Raw genomic sequence first — 22517 nt, 5'->3', positions numbered from 1 at the left:
ATATTTTAGAATGAAAAAGATACAATTAACTATTATAATTTTATGCTTTAGCTTATTTACCATGGCGCAGGAGAATCTGGCTTTGGCTGATGCCATAAGTAAAGCACTGGAAAATAATTATGGCATTAAAATTAGCAAAACCAGCCAACAGGCGGCTAAAATTAATAACTCCTGGGGATCGGCAGGCCGATACCCTTACGTTGATCTAAATGCCTACAGTAACAATTCGAAAGATATAAATGACACCGAGGATTATGTAAAAACACAATTCATTGGTAATGCCAACTTGAGTTGGACTATATTCGATGGTTTTGCCGTTAAGATTAACAAACAACGCTTTGAGGAATTGGAGAAACTGTCGCTACAAAATACGGCTATTATGGTTGAAAGCACCATTCAATCGGTGGTTTTGTCTTATTACGATGCGCTTTTGCAAAAAGAAAAGCTAAAGACCTTCGAGGAGGTAATGTCGTTATCGGAAGACAGATACAAAAAGGTGGAGGTCCAGAAAGAGTTGGGCACCGCGGTAACCTACGATTTGTTGCAAGCGCAAAACTCGTATTTATCAGATCGTTCTAACTACTTGTTGCAGGAAGTAAGGTATAAAAATTCCATGCGCGATTTAAACTATCTTATGGCAGAAAAAAACAACCCTTCGTATATATTAACCGAAGATTTCAAGGCCATTTCAGTCCATTATAACCTAACTGATTTACAGGCCCAAATGACCAATAATAACAAGACGTTGCAAAACCAGTACATCAATCAACGTTTGCTGGAGAATGCGGTAGCTGTCGCAAAAAGCAACTATTCCCCTAAGCTCGGGTTCCAGGGTGGAGCCACTTATACATCTACGATGACCGATTATGACACGAGCGATAACACAGACTATAGCGCCACCAATTTTTATGGCAACTTTACACTTAGCTTTAACTTGTTTAGTGGCGGCAGCAAAAAAAGGGCGCTACAAATAGCAAGGATTGACGAGGAAGTCGGTGCAATTGAATTGGAAGATATGCAGCATGATTTAAACAACAGCCTGGCTAATTTATATGAGATGTTCCTGGTGCGTAAAGAACTGTTGCATGTAGCCAAAGAAAATTTAGAGGCAGCCAAACTTAATCTTCAAATATCCCAGGATAAATTTAATACAGGAGCCATTAACTCCTTTAATTATAGAGATGTTCAGAATATATATCTCAATGCTTCTCAACTCCAATTAGAGGCTATATATAATTACATTGATACTCATACCGCACTGTTACGGATGGTAGGTAGTATTGTTCAGGAGTACGAGTGAATTCAATTACTGTATTTATCATTGGACAATAGTCAACGGAGAACAGTTCCAAATACTGATTGCTAATATTTTTGATTAGTTTCAGCTTATTGGCAATATCATTTAAACCCGGGTTATTAGAGATACGTAATGAGCATTTAACCCGGATTATGTATTGGAGGTTCGTCATGAGCATTGCAGGTACATTAAAACAAGGCATTACTGAAACGAGGCATAACTTGTCCCGATTACTTTCGAGAGCACCGCTCCGGTGAGTTGAAGTAACTCAGTGAAACGCCTTGTTTTGAAGTAGTTGATTTGCGTAACAGGATTTCTAAGGCATATGGCAGGTTAAAACCATCAACACGAATGATTCATTACCAATTTACTTTTTGGGTACCGAGAATTTAAACGTGCTTCCGCAACCCATTTTACTGTCAACGGAAAGCTTACCGCCATGCTTCGCAATAAAGGAGTTACATAACGAAATTCCCAAACCGGACCCTCGTTCGCCTCTGGTACCTTCGGAGTGGTGATTTTCATCTTGGTTCAGCACCTTATTAATTTGCTCGGGAGTCATGCCAACACCTTCATCTTTTACCGAGAATTCAATGCTCGATCCTCTTACTATCGATTTTATAGTAATGGTTGAATTGGCTTCTGAAAACTTGATAGAATTGCTAATTAGGTTGCGCATTACGGTAAGCATCATGTTTTTATCCGCATGAAACGTGGACTCCTCCAGATCTTGTTTAATGATGATATTTTTTGCTTTGGCCAAATGCGACAAATGGCTAATCGACAAGTCCACAATATTCCTGGTATTCAAAGGTTCAAGCTTAGGTACAAATTTCTCATCATTATTTTGCGACCAAATGAGTAATGTGTCCAACAGACCGTAAGTAGAATCTACCATAGGAACAAATTTAGTTACCATGGTTTCTATAGATTTGTTGTCGAGCAATTGGTGGTGCATCAACTGCGTGAAGTTTTTTAGGTTGCCCACGGAGTCCCTTAAATCATGGCCTATTATTGAAAGCAGTTTTCTGGAGGATTGATTAATACGGTCTAGCTGTAGCACCAATCCCTTATTTTTTTTATGCTTTTTTTGCCGTTGTAACAAAATAATAATACAACTCACCAGCAGAAGCAATGATATGACACTAAATATGGCTAACATCTTACCTTGTTTGGCTAATTCTGTATTACTTTCCCTGGTACTTTCCAGCATCCGCTTTTGTTCGTTGAAACTATGTTTTATCTTAATGGAATTAATAATACTTTCTTTGTTTTCCTCCTCCAACGAATCAGCATAAGCGTGCTCAAGAACCGAATATCTCAATGCGTTCTTATAATCCTCTTTTTCATTATAAATGTCATATAAAAGATTATAAGTCGTTTTAATTAATTCGAAGTGATTTAATCGAAGGCTGTAATCTAAAGCTTTTGCGGCATGCGTGCCCGCTTTGGTCAATTCCCGATTATTAAATAACACCGTGGCAATAAAGTTTTCTTCCAATGCCATTTCGTACAACATGCTATCCTTCGAATACCACTTTAAAGCCTCAAAATGGTTATCAATAGCCGCTAGATAATCTTTTTTATGCGTGTAGGCAAATCCCAGTCGTGTATGATTATATGCCCAGAGAATATCCTGATCATCGCTCAAACATTTATTAGAAAGATGATAGTATGATATCGCAGTATCTAATTCATAAACCATTAAATAATACGAGCCGATATTATGATAATCGTATGCAATATTTAAAGTATCTTTTAACAAGGTATGATACTTTAACGACTGCTTGTCGTTCTGGATGGAAAGATCATATTCTCCCAACTGGGCATAACAGTTTGACATGGCGGTATGGCAGTCGGCCATCAATGCATAATTGCCATTGGAAATAACCATTGCTTCAGCAATAAAGTCCAGTGCTTGCCTCACTTCTCCCAAAATAATGTGAACATCGCAAATACCTAACAGATTGTCCACAATCAAAGAAGTGTCTTGGTTGGTTTCTGCGAATTGTTTCGACTGATAAAAACATTCCAAAGATTCGGATAATGATTCCTGCAGAAGTTCCTGGCCTAAATCATAATAAACTCTCCCCTTTTCAATATCGCTTACATCTTTGGATAATACGTTTCGCAAACTATCTGTTTTTTGGTTTGCCCTTACATTTTTGGGGAACATATAAACAAACAATAGCAAACAAAAAAGGCCTGATCGTACCTGTTGAAATGCGAATATTTTATAAAAAATGAAAGTCAAATATTATTAGTTTAAGTGTGCTGCAATTTAATACTTTCTTTAACAAGAATACGACATACTATTAGGATTGTGTTAATAATTAATAGCAACTTAGACCAGACACAACAGATAAGAGACTTATTTACAGACCGCTTAAAACTATTCCCATTGCCAAAACAAAACTAAATTGTAAAATTGACTCACACCCTGATGTTTTAAAAAGATGAACGAAGTGTTGTATAATACACGTAATTATAAAAATTACGTATTATTTCATTCGGTGCCAACGCGCTTTGGAAGTTCAAATGCTATTTCACTCCCTTTCCCTTCCGTACTTTCTATATGCAATTTTCCTTTATATTTTTTAATAACCGCGTTACACATCGACAATCCTAATCCTGGACCTTGTTCCCCGCTTGTACCTTGGGTAGTATAGTTCGTTTTTTCATCAAGGATCTTTGCAATATCTTTTTTGGCTATTCCTACACCCTGATCACTAATTGAAAACCATACAATATTTTCCCTCAAACGAGCCTGAATTGTAACATGGCCATTGGGATAAGAGAATTTAATGGCATTGCTAATGATGTTCCGTAATATCATTAGCACCATATTTTTATCGCATGCAAACCTAACATCCTCAACATCGCACACAAAAGTAATCTTCTTTATTTTCGCTAAATGCGACAGCTGCTTAATCGTACTTTCAATCAATTCCCGGGCGCTCAACTCTTCCATTTTAGCTCTGTTTTCCTCACCGTTATTTCTACTCCAAACCAGCACCGACTCCAGCAAATCATGCGCAGAATCAACCATGGGAATAAATTCAACTACAGCATCGTTAATCGAATTGTTATCCAGTAATTTCATGTGCATATGTTGTGTAAACTCTTTTAAATGACCTAATGACTCCCGTAAATCGTGTCCGATTATGGTAAGCAACCGGTTTATGGATTGGTTTTTTGAGTTTAGTTGGCTTACCAAATCCCTATTCCTCCGATGCGTTTTATGGTTTTGAAACAATACAAACAGCCCCAACATCAACAGTATAATGGTTACCCCAACGACCAACATTAACATATTCCGCTGCCAATTTAGTTTTTTGTGATCTGTCTCGGATACATTAAGCGCTTTTTTTTGCTCATCTAACTCATATTTATTTATGGCTGCTTTAACCGCGTTTTCATTATTTCTGGATTTTAAGGAGTCTATGTACGTGTTTTCAAGCAATTGATATTTGAGTGCATTTTTAAAATCATCTTGTTTAAGGTATACATCACTAAGCTCGTGATAATTTCTATGAAGCAATTGCCAATTATTTAACTGAAAACTTAATTGCAAGGAACTATCGATGTATGCTTTTGCAAGATGATATTCCTTTTGTTGATTAAATACCATTGCCATGCACAATTGCTCAAATGCAATATCGTATTTTGCACCTCTCTTTTTATATTCCCGCAAAGCTGCCGTGTGTGCCTCCATTGATTTGACGTAAGATTTGTTTTTGGCATAAACGGTGGCCAGCTTACTGGTATTATAGGCTTTTAAAATACTATTGGAATCATTAATGAATTTGTTCGATCGATGATAGTGATGCCTTGCAGAATCAAGGTTTCCCATCATTTGAAAGTGACTGCCCATATTATGATAGGCGTTGGCAATACGTACCGAGTCGCCGGTAAGTGAATTATACTTAATACAAAGATTATCGTTTTCTAGGGCTTCCTTCATCTCTCCCATATGTGCATACACAATGGCCAACCTTCCATAACAATCTGCCAACAATCCATTGTCCGCCCCCGCATAGCCTACCGCCTCGCTTACCGATTGAATGGCAAGCTTGTATTCCCCTAATAAAGAATGAACATCGCATATACCAACCAACCCTATTACAATTTTTGCCCTATCATTTATTTTTTTGGCAAGCTCAACCTGTTTCGTGTAGTATTCGAGGGCTTCGGTATGTGATTTCAACAATAGCTCATCACCCAATACATTGTACAAATCAATGCGTAGCTTATCGTTTTTTTCAGTTAATAAAAGATTCTTAAGGCTATCTATTTTAGCACCGGATCCAATAAAATAAACTGAATTTAAAAGCAAAACTAGAAAAAGGAAATATATACGCTTAATCCTATACACTATGCCCCAGGTTAATTTTAAACACGAATAATTTAGGGAAACAAGATAGTATTTTGAATACACAACTCCAATTGCATATATATATGACCAATTACGAAAAACCACATTAAGAATATTTGGTGTTTTGTTTGTATAAAAAATCTCCGGATTTAAGATGGAAGGATTGTTAATCCCATTTTCAATGTCATTGTTAATCGGTATAAATACCCGGGAAATCCTTTACGGAATTTAAGTTTATATTGACGGTCAATCTCTTATTGTTCTTTTTTACATAAACTTATGCATATCTAACCAAAAATAATTGCCCAAGCCAACTATAAAAATAAGGTTTCCGTATATACCATGCAGAATAGATACAAACAATACACTACGTGTTTTTAAATAGGTAATGGAAAGATAAACACCAAGGATAAAAGTTAGAATTACAGAAACATGGCTATAGTAAATAATATGCATATAACTGAACGACAAACTGCTGACCAACACAAGTAAAACCTTGGATTTAAAAATGGTTCTGTATCGCTGAAATAAAAAAAGCCGGTAAATTATTTCTTGCCCAAATGCCGAATAAATGGGATATAAAATACACAATAGAACCAACATTTGCGGATTTGATCGCATTAGGTTAAACAAGTTTTCATGATCAAAGAGATATACACTTAATACCAAAATACAAGCATTTATTACAACAGTTATAAAATGACTCCAGGGTTTTACTCGTTTTAAATTTAGCTGAACCAAGTCTTTCAACTGAAAAAAATGATATCGTTTTAAAATAAGTAACATGATTAGAACCAATGGTACAATCACCATGGTTGGATGTGTGAAATTATAATCCAGATAGATAAAAAGTGGTATTCCCACATATAAAAGCACAAACTCTGCCACTAACCATTTTTTTTTCATTGAACCGTTCATAATATCCAAATTAACGAGAACTAACTTAATTGTAAAGAAGAGATATATTAAGTTTAGGTTATTGGTGATGAAAGTCCACTTATTTGGGATTAAACAGGCTGATATTCAAACGAAAAGACATGGATGCCGATGAATGAACCCTAACGATCCATCAAGGAGCTTACAATAAATAAAAAGTTTTAGATCTTTCACAAAAAGGACAGGTAATTGATTCTGCTTCTGACATCGTGAAAAATCCATATGTATCTAAATTTCCAGGATTTCTTGAGAAAAACCCAATATTAGAAAAGGATGGGGTTGCTGCAGAATATAATTTTGGAGGCTTTGATAATAAAGTTTTTGGTTCAAAGTACACTTACGTGCTTCCACAAAAAGTGGAATTGATAAAAGAAGTTGAAAATCTTATAAATGAATAAAGGCCTGGTCATAACACACCACCATAAATAATGGTGTGATCGCAAAGTTTTTGTAGGTTTGTTCTTCGCATTAGCTTTGGGTTAAGTTAAAGTGACATAGCCCTTCGAATGCACCACTATTCATGTAGCCATCTTTACAGGACATTTTGGAGATGGCAAACTGCTCAACGATTATAAACTTAATAATAGAAACAAACGTGAAATACAAAAGCTTCTTACTTTTTATAGCTTACCTACTTTCAGGCGATCTTATTTCTGCTCAAAACCCTGTTGTTAAAGACATAGGAATGTCAGATCCCCATGTTAGGATATTTAACGATACAATTTATCTATACAGCGGACATGATTTCAGTCCTGATGACAAAACATGGATAATGAAAGACTGGCGTGTATTTTCATCAACAGACCTGGTGAATTGGACCCATAGCAGTACAATCAGCCCCAAGGACAATTATATGAATGACAATAGCACGGATTGTTGGGCAAGTGATGCTGCAACCAGAAACGGAAAATATTACTTTTATTTTTCAGACAGAAAAAGGGGAATTGGGGTGATGAGCTCAAATTCACCAAAGGGAAAATATACCGATGCCTTGGGAAAACCCTTGGTGTCTCCAATGCACGATCCAACCATAATAATAGATGATGATAAAAAGAAAACTCCATATATCGTTTACGGCGATAAATCAGGTGGAGGATTCCATATTGCACGTTTAAGCGAGAGCATGATTTCGTTAGCAGAGAAACCTAAACCCATTATAATTAATGGGAAGGAGTGGGAAAATGCACCACACTGGATGGATAAAAATTACATTTTTAAGAGAAATAAAAAATTTTATTTGAGTTGGGGAAGAGAATATGCTATTTCAGATAGTATTTATGGACCATATACTTGTGTGGGAGCTGTTGGACATGGCCATAACCTGGATGAATTTGCTCATGGTAGTTTTTTTAAATGGAAGGGACAGTTTTACCATATTTGGTGTTATTACATAAAACAAGGTTTTAAATATCGGGAGTCCATTATAACCTATTGCCATTTTGATGATGAAGGAAAAATTGTTACGGATACCCGGTTTTTAGACTATCATTTTTCAAATGGTGTAGGACAATACAATGCTTCATGGGATAAAATTGAAGCTGAATGGTATTATGAAATATCAAGCGAAATAAAAAAACGGGGAAATAGAGAAGAGGGCTTTGTAATTACAAATATTCAGAATGGAGATTGGATTAGGTTTGCCAATGTTACTTTCGGGAAGGAGTTCAAAAAATGTGTCCTAAAGGCTATGATGATTGGCAAGAAAGGTTCGCTTGAAATAAGATCAGGTAGCCCGACTGGTGCCGCCATGGGTAGATTTGAATTATCACCATCGGAATCATTACAACAAATTGAAAAAAGCATAAAATCATTTAAAGGAAAAACGGATATCTATTTAGTGTTTAAAGGTGCCAAAGGCAGTTACCTGCAAATAGATTGGATTAAGTTTAAGTGATGAAAAAAACATACACTGTATAAAAGCAATAGAGGTTCAGGTGCAAACTTGAACCGTTTTAGTATATAAAACGGTATATTGTAGTAAGAAAATTTAATGTGTATGATCCCCTACTGCCCTCCTGCAAATCCGTTGGCAATTGACTAAAAACTGAAAAGAAAAAATTATGATTACTCATTTAGACAGAACACCAGAAAACAAAAGTCAATCTGCTGCCAATAAGGTTTCTCAAAAACAGTACAGGGATGCGTCATCGTTTACGTTTGTGGATCATCGACCTGAGGCAATAAGTCTTAGATCACTGCAAGAGGTAGCAAATAAAAGTGGGCAAGTTTCACAACTAAGCGCTTTACAGGAAATGGCAAATTTATCTGTAAGGGCGAATAAATCCGATAAATTTCCTGCCAGAGCCTTGCCAATACAGCGCATTGCGGCCCCAGGTTCCGATCCAATGTTACTCACTCATTATAATTTCTTAATGAATTCTGCAACATTTCAGGATTTAGCCAATCGAATTACCATGAACGGTGATATTCCCATAAATCTAGTTGATGGCACTGTCGGGCAAAATATCTCATATGATGAAGAAAGCCATACGATTTATGTTCCCGTGCGAGATGAAGGAGGCAGTTTTCATTCAAATGATCAGATTCGAGGAGATATTCTATGGGAGATGCATAATGCACATAATAAGGGATCGCTCAAACGTGCAAATATGCGATATCCCGAAGAACTACCTGCAAATGCAAAGCCTGATGAAAAAAGAGAACTCCTCTATAAAAAAGCAAACTATGCACTTTCTGTGGAGTGGATTGAATGGTCTAAGGTCTTAGAACATGTGATCCGTGAAGGAAAAATTAACCAGGAGTTGCCAGCTGGAGCCCCCACCCCACGTGTCCAGAATCAATTTGGCAATAATTACACGGTTCAAGATCAGGGGTGGTATCTCTTTGAAAACTATTTAAATGACATGAAGAATTGGCATACTATATCTTATGATGCAAATGCTAACAACCTAAATTGGAAAGGCAGTAGAATGATGAGAACTGCTATTGAAAAACGGAGGAAATCCCTACAAATAACCGCAAAAGAAGAAAGCGATTTTAGGGATCGCCATAAGACTTCAATAAAGCAAGACGGTTCTAATCCATTTCGTTCAGATTCCATTTGGAAAGAGTCTTCTTTTAGAGATTATAAATAATTATATTTCCTCAATTTCATATCAATGAATCATATGGGCCCCTACAATATATCATGTTTTTTATTTCTACACCCTCGGTTTTATTGCTGTGTATGAATATAAGCCTGTAACAAAAGCGAAAACGACAATAGCCGTATATCTGGCACCTAATTAAAATGATGAAAAACAAACTCTTATTAATCGGAATTCTAGTTTTTTCTTCGTTTTGGATCGTAGATCATCATATGGTAAACAGAAAAATATCACATGATCCTGTTCCTGGTTCTTGTACAATTTTTTCCGCATCAGTTGGTGATAAGGTCTTATTTGGCAACAATGAGGATTATTACAAACCTAAGACCTATTTGTGGACCGAGCCCGCTACTGAAGAAAATTATGGTTGTGTGTATTTGGGATTTAAAGATTATTCACATCAAGGTGGAATCAATGAAAAAGGACTTTGTTTTGATGCTAATGCCTTACCCAAATCAGGAATAAACCCACATTCTGAACTTATACCTCCACCGCATTATAAGGCCCCCCATGAGCATTATGCGATATGGGCTCCCGTATTAATCTTAAGAAAGGCCGCAACAGTTCAGGAAGCCATAAAGATTGCAGACAGGTACCAAAGAAAAAATTGGTATCCTAATTCCGGAGATATAAGTTATCAATTAAACTTTGCAGATGCCAATGGAGATGCTGTAGTTATTAGTGTTGACGAGAACGGAGAACTGGCATATACGAGAAAGAAAAAAGGCGAAAATTATTTAATTTCAACCAACTACAACAAAGCAAACCCCAAGAATGCTTTGGAATATCCATGCCGGAGATACACTAAAGCCGAAGAGATGCTGGGAGCAATAAACAGCGAAAATAAATTAACCGTTGATTACTTTAAATCCATTCTTAATTCGGTGCACCAAGAGGGTATATTTAGTCAAACGTTGTATTCAAATATCTTCGACTTAAAAAATGGCGTTATTTACCTATATCATTGGCATCAATTTGATGAAGTGGTGGTTCTGAAGGTAGATGAAGAACTTGCCAAAGGCGAGATCATGATCCGGATAAAAGATTTGTTCTCTGAAAAAACTACAAGAGAAGCTACCAGTGAGTATATCGTATCTATTTTGTTACTGTGTTTAAGTGTAATTGCTGGTACCGGCGTTATTGTGGCAACAATACACTACATTAAAAAACATAAACTGAAAGCAACTGTTGGTAAATAACAATCCCAAAATTGTCATTAGATTTTATCTTAATGCCAATTCGATGATCAAAATCGAAACATTACTTAAAAACGTTATGTTAGATTTTCTAACCCGGTAGCAATTGTGACCGCATATACCTGCCGGCATTAAGTAATTTTTCAAATTCCTAACAAACCTCAGATAATCTGTGTTCATCCGAAAAAATCTGTGGACAATAATTTAATTGCGAAGCAATTCCCGCTATGGTTACATTTATCTTTTATACCGATTACGAATTAAAACGATTGATAAAAATCAATCTGTGGTTCTGTATCGGCATTAACTGTTCTTATTTGCAAAATGTTTATCCATTTTTTTTGATATACAACTGGTATAGTGGTGATTTCCCTGTTGGGCTATCTAACCTGCATTAAGAAGATGAATCGTTACATTATGATGCCCTTAAACCATTCTTTCCAAAACCGTTTGGTATGCGAGATATAGGCTAATTCCCTACCTGGCAGTATGTCCTGCGCAGATAAGTGTAATCCTCGTTTGCCCAGTATAAAGTGTTCGTTTATGTGTGAGATCTCGCCATTTGTCGGGCTATTGATTTGGAATAAAGTTTCTCCCACTTTTTAGCTTCTTTGAGGTGATAGGATTCACTTTCGTGAATATATTTGATTTGAAGCTTAGTGGGACCGGGATTCATGTTTGCCCCTTTCTCCATCCATGCACGGGCAGTCTCCAGTTCGGGGCGGGCCAGGAATACCTCCTTGCCGTTTTTCCATTTTTGAGCACCCCGAAGATATTCGGTACCTTGTTTATACCATTTTTGCTCATTTCGAACAGCGGTGACTATATCGTAAAAACTCTTTTCCTCATTGTTTGTATCTATCTCTAACCACTGGCGTTCCGACAACGCAGAATCTAATTTTTGATCTTGTCGCAGCACTTTTAAAAAAATGGGAATAATACGTTTATTATACTTTACAGCCCAGTTAATTTCCTGTGTACAAAACTCTGAATCAACAGAATTGGGACTAATAATGAACACAAAATTATCAGCATCAATAATGGCTTCCTGAAGTTCGCTACGCCAGATTTCTGCAGGAGGGAGATCTTTTTTATCAAGCCAGCAGGTAAGTTGCTTTTTATCCAGAAAGCTTATAAGCCTATCTACAAACCGGCGGTCGACTCGTGAATGGGAAATAAAGACATCGTACATGACGCGTTTTTTTTATTAGGAGTGAAAATTCATCTCAATTTAATGTTCTGTCAAATAATCTTTCAGGTCCATCAGGGGCTTCATTTCGGTTTTAAAAAGCTCTCCTTGTACATATGGAAAGGAAAAAACCAGTCCTGTCTTGCTTACATGATGCTTTAGATAGTCAAAGTATTCGGGAAACATGCTTGTTATGTTCAATGAAGGCATGATATTATCCGGCGTATCGGAGTTTAAGGCTTCAATCAAGCGGCCGTTATTGCCGTCCACAACAATATAAACCCGTATATCTTGTATAGAGGCGATGAATTCTTTCTGCACCCACACAGACTGTATCGACTCTTCTGTAACATCTGCAAGAACACCGGAACAGTTATTTCTGCCCTGGTTGACGGCAACAAAAATATCATTACCCCTGATTATATCTAATTCCGACATCCAAATGTTAATACGCTGACAGTAGAGATAATCCCTCATATAAAGTGCTCTGTCTTTGTTTTTATGGCTATGGGATAAGAATAACCGCGGATAATTTCCGAGATATGTCGGGAACCTTTTATCGGATTCATCAATACGCGAGTAATCATAAAGCTCATTTAACTCTCGAACATTTTTTACATGCGCCCATATCATATCCAGGTTTCGTTTACTGGGATAATGCGAATAACGAATTTTCAAATCTTGCTTGCCTGCACTGGCACAGTATTCAAGTAAAATTTGCCTTAAGTAACTTTCCTGAACCCTGAATTTTTTTGCCAGGGTACTTACCGACTTCCATGGTTTTGCATGGCCCAATTGGGCCAGGTCGTCGATTATATTCTGTATGATATTATTTTCGGTGGGATTCATGCTTAACAATTATCATCTATTCATCACTTTCTTCCTCCTTTTTCCGTCTTGATTCTGCCCATTGGCCTATTTCGGCTTGCAGGATGCGCTCGCAATTATCAACCAATACGTTAAAGGCCTGCTTTCTGTTTTCATATTCTCTGGAACCATTTTTAAACAATGAAAGTTGTGTATCCAGGTCGTGATAAGTACTTCTAAAACGAATCCAATTCTCCTGAAACTTAAACAAAGAAAGCAAACTAGCCACTACAGCTGATAAGCCACCCAATATCGCGACTAACCATTTAAAAGGATCATTATCTTCATTAATAAAACCGCTAAAAACAGGAACCATAGTAGCGGCTAGAATAGTTACAACCTGAAATATATAGTACCAATTGCGGTTCTGATTTGCCAGATCTTTGAATTCATCTATTCGGGGTTGTATGCGCTTGTCGATATAAGATTTTTGTTCGAGCGTTAGATTAAACTCCAGGTCTACCTCTTCATACATCCGCTCAAAAACTTGCTTTTTGATAGCATATCCATCGCCTCCTTCTTGACGGTCGAATACAAGATAATCTCCAATTGCGTATTCAGTTGAGCCTTCAATAGTTTTAATGTCACTATTCTCTGTGGCAACTTCTACCCAAACTTCCCCTATTTTATTATAAACTCCAGGGCTTACAAATTGATAAAAATCATTGAAGTAAGCTTTGTCCACGGTATAGGTATCACCGTTATTATTGATAAGCCAGTCACCTGCCTTGCATTTTTGTTTCCCTCCCCACTTTTCGTATTCAAATCCTTTAAAATCTAAATCCAACTGTACAGCAGTTACATAGTACTTTGGCCGCTTTAAGTATTGTTTCCTCATTTTCGTCGCCTTATTTTTAAGATATATAAGCTAAGAATTATTCCCTTGATAGTCAAGAGGAGCAATTCCTAGTCTAAACATATATTTACTAAGTTCCTCCGCCTTTTCTTCAAAAGCCTTACAATAGTTTCCTGTTTAGCTGTAAGGTCGTTGATATCTTCATAAGAAATTGGTTCTAAATAACCTGGATTATCATGATGTTTTCTGAGAATAGATGGTTCTGATTGTGTAGAGTCCATGATAGGTTGAACTGGAAGGGATGGATTAGCAGGTACGATTTCCTGAATTTCGTTGATTACTATTTTAGCATCCGATAGGTCAGCAATAACAAAACGCAACATTCGGGCCAATAAGCTAACGGTTTCTATCATTGAACGACCATCGGGAAACTCAATATCAAATATGATGGGTACAAGGTCGTATTTTTTTAATTCTTCTCGCAACTTATCCAAAATCGCTTTTCTATTTTCAGTAAATCGGCCCAGAATAAGCACCAATTTAGCTGTTAAGGCATTGATCACATCCCTATCTTTTTCTGGGTCTAAGAACAGACTATTGTATTGGGCAACTTCTAGATTATTCACAAGAATTGGAGATTCTTATGTCAAAGCAGGATCATTAACGCTCAACCTATTTTCTTGCGTGTTTTTGTTTTTGGTAATATTACACACAGAGATTCCGTATACTTGACAATTATGAATAACAGCATCCTCAATGTTCACATCCACAAGTCTTGAGCGGGTTAATCGTGTATTTATTAAGTTGGCGTTTGAGAGATCAGGTCTTAATCCAGGATATGAGGAACGCCATTCGTTCCAAGCTTCAACTCCCTATTTTAGTATTCCAATAGCGTGATTATCCATTGTAGAGTTTTCGTTGGTAATATATATATTCTTCATGCGTCCATTGTTCAAAAAAATCATGGCCAAAGCCCTACTTGCATACTGCATTACCCCAGCATTTGTGCTGGGGTTAAGAGAATTTTTTTATTTGCAGTGGGATGTCGCTTCGCTCCAACTAATGACTGCTTATCCCGAAAAACACCAAATTTTAATTTGGAATGTTTTTCAAAATCGAACACTGATTACCAATAACTAACCTACTCTTCAATCCTATTCTTATTTGGTATCAGCTGGTCAAATGCCAGTCCGCTGCTGCCTTCACCTCGTCCGGTTTCCTTTTTGATGCCTACCCAGTTAAATACTTTGCCTCCATACCAACGGGTACGTTGGAAATTTTTATGTATACGCATGCCCGAACGCCGCACTTCCTCCATGTTAATGGAATAAGTTTCCTTAGGGCTTTTTTCCAATCCTTCGCGCAATAAAGAGGTACGGGGTTCCACTTTTTTAGGGACCTTATCGTCGTTTTCAAGGATGCGAGGCATGGCTGCACGTTGTAATTTTATTTTGCGCATCTGTCCGTCCACATGCACAGGGACAAAAGGAATCCAGTTTTCAGGAACAGAGTTAACCACCCTAAAACGTATTTTGGCATTGTTGTCCACCAATGTATCAGGAGGAACCTCATCGCCAATCAGCTGTTGTAACTTGGCTTTGAATTCGTAGCCAGTTTCTTTTCCCCGGTTTCCTTTTCCTGTTGGCAAGGGAACCACTGTTTCAACACCCCAAACCATGTTGGCAATCTCGTCTTTGAGCAAGAATATTTCTTCCAGCGGTTTGCCCTCCTGTACTTTTCTGGAGACAGGCAGAACCACAGCTCCCAGATCGGCAGGCACATGATCGGTTCCTTTAATAGTTTGGTTGTACATATTCCATCGCTGCCAATCCTCATCGTCGCCCTGTCCTGCGGGTTCAACCCATATTTTTTCGCCAAAAACATTGGTTACGGTTAAACCGCGGATATTGGCCAAACTACCTACCGGTAAAGTAAACGGTACAATAAACCAGTCGTTGGAGTAGGTAAGGAAGAAATCAAGCAATAAAAGTTTGTTCAGGTCGGTAGTATCGGGATTTACAAAACCCAGGTTGGTCTTCCAGTTTTCGAAAGTCCACCAGCGTGGGTGTGGCATACCTCCAAAGGTAACCGAAGTGGGCACAAACTCATGTGTGACCGTATCCTCTACCTGAACAGGAGATGTACCCGTTTCCAGACCGTCCTGGCTTTGATCAATGTCGAGATTATACCAATCCAGATGTCCGTGATAGTATTCATCGGCTACCAATACTTTTTCTTCACCTTTTTGCGGAGCCGATACTGCAAATTGGTGCTCGAGGTATTCGGGTTTCCACGATTCGTTTTTACGGTTTTCGTTGGGTTGATAATAAAGCTTTTCGTACCAGGCTATAAACTTAAGTCCCAGCAGATCCAGCGCATCTTTTTTGGCAGGCGTATCCGCCAGGCCAATATTATCCGAAGCACCTCTTGTGGAATCTTCTTTTAAATAAGCATACAGCTTATACCCATCCATTTTACGACCTGTAACTGCCGCAAATTGCTGCCAGGATTTCCGGTTGGCACAAATAGTGGCATCTGCTTCCGTTTCGGGATCGGGCTGAACGTTGTTGTGCACTCCATATTGAGTGATATATTCCTGACGATAATTTGTATCGATGGCTGAAACCCATTTCATCCATTGCCGTCCCATCAATAGACGAATATCAAGAGATATTTCAGCGTTGCCTTGTTGAAATGCAATCGGCTGGTGTTCTACTTTAACCTCCAACGGAATTTCGTTTTCCATTTCTTCGGCATCGGCATTGCCACCTTTGTACTTGGTCAACCGTGTGGTTTCCATGTGCACTTTCGCCAATATGGGAGAACCGGCATCATCGCCAATAAACTCGCCCATTTGCCACTGCTTTGATATCATCCACAGCGCATCCCTAACCTGCGCCTTTGTGGCACGGTCAAAGTTTTCAGCACGGGGCCGACCTTCGAGGCGGTTCCAGAGGGTGACTGTTGGATAATATTCCTGAACGCGATTTAATATAGCCATGATGTCTTGATTTAGTCATTATTAAAAATTGCGGTTGCCATATAGTTTAGAGCCATAGTAACAGGACGGCTGGTAACACTGGCTACGGTGGCCGGTAAGAACTTGGCATATCCTGTTTCATCGATATGGTCGGGTTCTATTGCCCTGAATTGGGCCATTTCCAGCATGTCGTGCAACGAGTTGACCACATCTTCCCATTTCCAGTTACCTGTGAACTCTGCAGGTGTCATTAAAAGCAAGGATTGCGGTGGTTCACAATTTGGCCTGTCGTAATGGAAAGTCATACCTGTTGTTTCTTTTTTCGCAGGAACGGTTTCCGTCCACTCATCAACCAATAATCCACACTGTGCTTGTGTAGGATTAAACCCCGGATTATATGCGGTATATAACAATTTGTCACTTTCTATTTCATAATCTTCGGGATATGAAACCGCCAGCCAGCTATCGTTTTCCGTATATGGCAATTGCAAAGGCATCAAGTCCAAGGTAGGGGAGGTTGGGTTAAAAGCTTCAAACAGCTGAACCGTGTTTTCCCATGAACCCATTTTTTCCCGAACACGGGCAATACCGTATAACCAATTGTCTACAGGGAAATCTTCTCCTTCGTCATTTACCTGGTAACTCAACAGTTGCGTTTGCGCATTTACGCAATTTTGCAATTCGCTGGCTTGTTCCGTGGAGAAAGTAAACTCAGGCAACACCTGGAAGTCTTCCGAGAACAGCGCTTTGGCAGCTTGTGTCAGCAGCTTCACCTTTCCTTTGGCATCTGCCGTGGTTCCCGCATCACTCACCTTTTGATTGACATCGGAAATAACTTTTTCCAACTGACTTCGCAGTTTATCGGCTTGTTGATGGATATCCTCGGCTAACACCACTACTTGTTTAATATCATCGGCAGTGGTTGGAACCTCAATATCAAAAGCATCCAAACCCACCAGTAAAGTATCTGTAGCAGTAAAAAACGAATTGATCGCTATATGATTTGTTGCCAAATAGCTCACTATATCCCCATGTTTTGCATCGAAAAGAGCTTTCTTCGCAACCACTTTCGATTCCAGATCGGTACTGTCCGTAAAGGTAATGTCGATTTCGGTACTTATGATACTTTCCGCTTTTTGCCAGAAATTAATCTTGGTTTCTTCGGATGCGGATACAGGCGGTGGAGTACTTGTTAAAGTGGTGTATTGGTCTAATTTATCATCCCACCTTAATTTGTAATCCAGTATTTTTTTGTATAAACCTGAGTAGATGGCTGCTTTGCGGTCGAATACATAACCCGAACCTGATTGCGGTTTTCCGAACAGGCTGATATCGCTAAGTATGGAAACAAAGGATGCGGAAACAGTATCAATCTTGGCTAGGATCTGTGCGCTGTTTCCCAGGCTTATTTCAAAATCTTCATCATCAACCAACGCCGAAAGTTCATCAATCACACCAGTTTTTAACGCACTGCTGGCGTTGCTCAACGGCGTAACCGCATTTGAAATTCTGGTTGGATCAATCACAGATGTAGAACCTTCCTGATCTTTCGTAGCCTCGTTTTGAAGTGCGACGTCAGCGGCATTTAGCGGACGAGCCGAAACAATCAGTTGTCGCAAATCGGAAATCATCGCTGCTGTCTCAAAGAATGAGAAAGTGCCCGTATCGGCCTTGGTATAATTAATTTCTATTTCCGCATCCAATCGTGCGGGGGCAGATCCACCGGAATATAAAGCCTGTAAAATGTAATCATCCAATACGGAAAGGCTCTTGTCACTATCAATACCTTCGGTGTAAAGTAAGTCGATAGGCATCAAACCAATATTCTGCAAAGAAATAAACTGCGATATGGGCGCATTTGAAGGCACTTCGCCATAATTTGGAATGGTGTAAACCACTTCGCAGGTGATATTATTCCTGTCGGGGAAAATATCATTGAGCCAGGCATTAATCCTTGGTGCAGACATACCTCTTGGGGTAAGGGTTCCAACAGGGCCGGTAACAGGTGGAAGATGGATGCCAAAACGATTGGTCAGACTGACTCCGCTACCATTTGACTGAATAACATGCGGTAGTTGAGGGTAAGTTCCTTTGCTGTAGGCATCCAAAGCTCCGGCAGCGCGATCGTAATTTCCTTGTACCACCTGGTGAACGCTTTCCGAGATGGCCAGATCGGCTACTGCATCTCTAATATTCATGATGCGATTTACCTCGTCGTTGATGGCTTTTGCCTCGTCGGGGGTAGCCGCTTTGAGTTTGTCGGCCCCAACACCGGTCTGAAATCCGAAGGGGTAAGTAGCAACACCTTCTTTGCGAATATGATCGAGCAAATCCAAGCCGTCCACCACATTGTTGGCTTCTATTTTGGTAACCGCCTTGTCTTCTTCAAACTCAGCTTCTTCCTCCTTGTAGCGTTGAAGTATTTTAGGATTTGTTGATGTTTTACCAACCTCTATCTTTGTTTTGTTAAGTCTGTTTGAACTGATTGGAAACACTTTACGAAGTTCGTAAATGAACACGTCCATCTCCTCGGTATTATTATCGTGTAACCCTCTTTCGAGATGATAACCCAATAAAGCACCAAGCGATTGTCCTTGCTGCATTCCTTCAATGATGCCCAAGGCCATACGAACCCTTTCGGATGATAGGTTTACTTTGTAGGTCTCGGCATTTTCGGGTGTTGCTGCAGATATATAGGCATTGCGCAGAACAGCAGCTGTTAATCCATGGTTGACAGAAGGGGCATGCACATAACCCGCATTTTCGGAGTCGATCATAGAATCGCTTCCAAATATATTTACCAGATCTTCATCAATGTCGGCCGGACTAAGTTGTTTGTTTTCAGGCTTTAGGTCCTCCACCAATCCGTAAGCGCCAATATATATTCCATCCGATGGATCGGATTCGTTGCTTTCGCCACCAAAACGCATATATTCCAACTGAAGGTGAACAAAGGCCATCAACCAGGCATCCAATCGGTAAGAGCAACAATCTATATGTTCTGCAAACAGACGTTCCAATCGGGCAGTGGGCACATCTTTCAAATGGTCCAATGATTTTAATACCTCCTGTAAATATCTTACCGAAGGATCGGCAGTGGCGGTTCTGACTAATTCAGAAATATGATCGGCTATCATTACCCCATTGTCGTTAATATTGGGCTCCTCCCGATAAATAATGTCCCATTTGCTTTCCAATACGCTGGTGTTTTCCCGAACGCCCATAAAGTCGGCATCAATGCGCATTATAGAAGCTTCTTGCCGGGTAACCAGTTCGGCATTCACATAAAGCCGTAGGGCGGTATTTCCGAACTCCAGGTTCATGGCATGTCGTAACATATCATACAATAAGGCAATGGGACGATCATTGTCCTTAAATCCTTTTTGATCCTTGATATCCCGATGGTTATTTTGTGCTTTCTCAATCAGCCAGTAGATGTAGTTTTTATCATCTTCGGTATATGATCGGATCGGGTTCTTCTCGGATAATGGGGTATCGTCCACCACATGCTTGTCCAAATCGTGGGCATCACCCAAAAACGATTTTTCGAGAATGGGTATTTTAGGGTTGTTTTTATAATCGTGATTGTAGCCCAAATGACTCAGGTGAAGCAATCCAAAAGCCCTGTAAATTCCTTCTATTTTTTCAATGTCGAATTCCTGACCGTGCATGAGCATGGCATTGTAGTTGGCATACAGGCTATCCGCTACCCGTCGGTCGTATTCCACCGATGAGGCATGCAAACCCAATGCTTCGAGCAGAATTTGGTGCGCATCGCCATCCTTGCCCACATGGGCCACCTTGCTTAGATGGGTTCTCCAATCCTCTTTTACAATTTTAAGTACGTTATATATATTGAGCAAGGTGGGGTAGTCATCGGAATATGCCCGACCAATCATGTCTCGCTGTTCCATAAATTTATAATCCCTGAAAGTGGTAACGGGCAATATTCCGTAAGGTTGGTCATCTATTCGGATAGAAGGCACTTTACCCCTTCCGCTTACATAATGTATCAGAAACCATCGCAATCGGTCCAATTCCCAGTCTGAAGCCACAGGTGTCAACATGCTCTCCATATAATAACCTATGGTGGCATTCCAAAGTGCGGTATGCATAGCGCTGGCCTCGCACTGATCGGTATGGTAATAATTTTCGGCCAGGTTAAGTCCGGAATTATATACATCAATACCCAACATATTGGCGAGCCACCTGCCGTCTTTTCTGGTTAAGCGTTCGTAGGGATCATCGGGTTTATCCTGTCCAAAGTAACGATCATAAGCCTCATCGGGATCTTCTTCAATGGAATAGCCCGAGCCTTCATCTTCGGTATTGTTGGTAGGTGTTCCTTGTGGTAGAATAGAGAAAGTATTATCGCCAAACTGATGGTTTTTAAATAATTCTTCGATCAATTGCTGCCCATCGTTGCTGTTGGCACCCATTTTAATACCAATTACAAAAAGCCTGCTAAATCCTCTGCTATATTGATCGGGAGTCAGGTTCACCTTAAATCCCAATCCCATGTTCACGGCCTCGTCAAAATTAAACAGCCATTTGGTTTCTGCCTGTTGCGAGAGGTATTCTATATATTTAACAGCCTTTTCGTCGTCGCTGAGCGCATCAAATCCTTCGCCATAAAAATCCCGGAGCACCTCTTCAATATCGTCGCGCGTATCAGGCCCAACAATTAACGGATCGGGTATCAAATTCCCGATTTGATTGACCGTCGGGGTTTGGGAGTCGTTCTGGTAGCCCAGCAACACAAACCTTTCGGGAAAAGTACGTACTTCGGCCGCCTGGGTCCAGGCATTTATTTTGGAGTCGGTATCTTGAGGGGCTTCAAATTCTATAAACGAAACCACCACGCCAGGTTCTTCTACAGTTGGTTTTTCCTTTATATTGGCCGGCGTATATTGCGTAAGGAGTTGTTGTGCGGCTTCGTCAGTTGAACCTATCTCAGTAGAGAAATCATCAAAAGCTTTTTTAATGGATTCACCATCGCCGAAGGCAAGATAAAAAGCCGCCCAATATTTTTTTAAGGCATCTTGATGCGCTTCGGAAGGAAGGTTATAGGTTGAAATAACCAATATCACGTCCGATTCGCTTTCTCTTGGCGGAATTAAATCTTCGCCCACAGGTTTATAAGCGGTAGTCAGATAATAGGATCGGCCCGCGTTAAAATGCCCCATCAGTTTTTGCCAGGCACCCCGGTGTTTGTTTTTTACAAACTCGTTGAGATCTTCGGTGGCAGGTATACCGGCCTGCCAAATGTTGATCCAGTATTCTTTGGCTTTTTCCACTTCGCTTTCGCTGAGGGTTACGTCAAAGGTGTCGATAGAGCATTCGTCGGGAAATACCCTGACCCAAAGTTGAGGGATTTCACCGCCGTCACCTTCCACTTTTTTAAAACGGGTTTCCAGTCGAACAGGGAACATAAGAATGGGTGTTTGGTCGTTTAGGAAACCCATGTTTTTTCGGGGATCGGTAAAGGCCTGAAACGCTTTGATGGCTTCCAGCTTTTCCGAGGCCATGGCATTCAGTTCGGCTTGCTGACCGGCAATAGAAGCTTTCAGGCTGCGTTCGGCGGCAACAATCTTTTTATAATGCGTACTTTGCTCGGTATAGACACGAACCACATTTTTCTTTTGCTCGTCGAGTTTTTTGAGCCGTTCCTTATCGTGAAATATAACTTTTTGCTCTGTGGCAATAGTGTTTTGTATTGCTCTCAAAGCTTCCCGGGCTTCATTAAATTCTGCCATAGTTTCTTATTTTTTATC

General features: G+C 39.5%; 14 protein-coding genes and 1 pseudogene. 5 read left to right on the top strand and 10 right to left on the bottom strand.

All coding sequences use genetic code 11. The annotated features are described in order from the left end of the window. Nucleotides 1–10 precede the first annotated feature (10 nt). Nucleotides 11–1300 (top strand): TolC family protein, encoded by a 1290-nt coding sequence (locus ACT29I_RS08470; RefSeq protein ID WP_430931807.1) that lies wholly within the window; start codon nucleotides 11–13, stop codon nucleotides 1298–1300. Nucleotides 1301–1664: 364 nt separating this feature from the next. Here the strand turns inward: ACT29I_RS08470 and ACT29I_RS08465 are convergent, their stop codons facing one another. The 3 genes from ACT29I_RS08465 to ACT29I_RS08455 form a co-directional block, all read right to left on the bottom strand. Further along, nucleotides 1665–3431: a tetratricopeptide repeat-containing sensor histidine kinase gene (locus tag ACT29I_RS08465; RefSeq protein WP_430931806.1), complete on the bottom strand. Its 1767-nt coding sequence runs from the start codon at nucleotides 3429–3431 to the stop codon at nucleotides 1665–1667. A gap of 372 nt (nucleotides 3432–3803) precedes the next feature. Beyond that, nucleotides 3804–5672 carry a tetratricopeptide repeat-containing sensor histidine kinase gene (locus ACT29I_RS08460; RefSeq protein WP_430931805.1) on the bottom strand — a complete coding sequence of 623 codons (1869 nt, stop codon included), beginning with the start codon at nucleotides 5670–5672 and terminating at the stop codon, nucleotides 3804–3806. Nucleotides 5673–5939: 267 nt separating this feature from the next. Further along, nucleotides 5940–6590, bottom strand: coding sequence for a CPBP family intramembrane glutamic endopeptidase (locus tag ACT29I_RS08455; RefSeq protein WP_430931804.1), 651 nt, complete (start codon nucleotides 6588–6590; stop codon nucleotides 5940–5942). 227 nt (nucleotides 6591–6817) lie between these two features. Between ACT29I_RS08455 and ACT29I_RS08450 the strand changes: the two genes are divergently transcribed. The 4 genes from ACT29I_RS08450 to ACT29I_RS08435 all read left to right on the top strand — a co-directional run bounded on the left by ACT29I_RS08450 (nucleotide 6818) and on the right by ACT29I_RS08435 (nucleotide 10914). Next, on the top strand, nucleotides 6818–7006 hold the full coding sequence (locus tag ACT29I_RS08450) for a hypothetical protein (RefSeq protein WP_430931803.1): 189 nt from the start codon (nucleotides 6818–6820) through the stop codon (nucleotides 7004–7006). A gap of 197 nt (nucleotides 7007–7203) precedes the next feature. Further along, entirely contained in the window at nucleotides 7204–8502 is a 1299-nt protein-coding gene (locus ACT29I_RS08445) for a family 43 glycosylhydrolase (RefSeq protein WP_444793198.1), read from the top strand. Between the two features lie 166 nt (nucleotides 8503–8668). Next, nucleotides 8669–9703: a hypothetical protein gene (locus ACT29I_RS08440; RefSeq protein WP_444793197.1), complete on the top strand. Its 1035-nt coding sequence runs from the start codon at nucleotides 8669–8671 to the stop codon at nucleotides 9701–9703. Between the two features lie 155 nt (nucleotides 9704–9858). Further along, nucleotides 9859–10914: a carcinine hydrolase/isopenicillin-N N-acyltransferase family protein gene (locus tag ACT29I_RS08435; RefSeq protein ID WP_430931799.1), complete on the top strand. Its 1056-nt coding sequence runs from the start codon at nucleotides 9859–9861 to the stop codon at nucleotides 10912–10914. 538 nt (nucleotides 10915–11452) lie between these two features. On the opposite strand, the gene ACT29I_RS08430 is transcribed toward ACT29I_RS08435, so the two are convergent. The 7 genes and pseudogenes from ACT29I_RS08430 to ACT29I_RS08400 form a co-directional block, all read right to left on the bottom strand. Then, nucleotides 11453–12103: a toll/interleukin-1 receptor domain-containing protein gene (locus ACT29I_RS08430; protein WP_430931798.1), complete on the bottom strand. Its 651-nt coding sequence runs from the start codon at nucleotides 12101–12103 to the stop codon at nucleotides 11453–11455. Between the two features lie 39 nt (nucleotides 12104–12142). Further along, nucleotides 12143–12949: a toll/interleukin-1 receptor domain-containing protein gene (locus tag ACT29I_RS08425; RefSeq protein WP_430931797.1), complete on the bottom strand. Its 807-nt coding sequence runs from the start codon at nucleotides 12947–12949 to the stop codon at nucleotides 12143–12145. 16 nt (nucleotides 12950–12965) lie between these two features. Beyond that, the gene (locus tag ACT29I_RS08420; protein WP_430931796.1) at nucleotides 12966–13805 is read right to left on the bottom strand and encodes a DUF4231 domain-containing protein; all 840 of its coding nucleotides are present in this window, start codon (nucleotides 13803–13805) and stop codon (nucleotides 12966–12968) included. A gap of 68 nt (nucleotides 13806–13873) precedes the next feature. Next, a complete protein-coding gene (locus tag ACT29I_RS08415) occupies nucleotides 13874–14389 on the bottom strand; it encodes a hypothetical protein (RefSeq protein WP_444793196.1) in 516 nt (171 codons plus the stop codon). Between the two features lie 15 nt (nucleotides 14390–14404). After that, nucleotides 14405–14572 (bottom strand): annotated as a pseudogene (locus tag ACT29I_RS08410) (hypothetical protein); the annotation flags it as partial. A 332-nt stretch (nucleotides 14573–14904) separates the two neighbouring features. Further along, nucleotides 14905–16764, bottom strand: a complete 1860-nt coding sequence (locus ACT29I_RS08405; RefSeq protein ID WP_444793195.1) for a hypothetical protein — start codon at nucleotides 16762–16764, stop codon at nucleotides 14905–14907. An 11-nt stretch (nucleotides 16765–16775) separates the two neighbouring features. Then, nucleotides 16776–22499, bottom strand: coding sequence for a hypothetical protein (locus ACT29I_RS08400; protein WP_444793194.1), 5724 nt, complete (start codon nucleotides 22497–22499; stop codon nucleotides 16776–16778). Nucleotides 22500–22517 lie beyond the last annotated feature (18 nt).

Origin of the sequence: Saccharicrinis sp. GN24d3, from assembly GCF_052400645.1 — a bacterium.
Lineage (GTDB): Bacteria > Bacteroidota > Bacteroidia > Bacteroidales > Marinilabiliaceae > Saccharicrinis.
The sequence above is the reverse complement of the archived record's forward strand: the minus strand, read 5'-3'. Positions and strand labels throughout refer to the sequence as shown.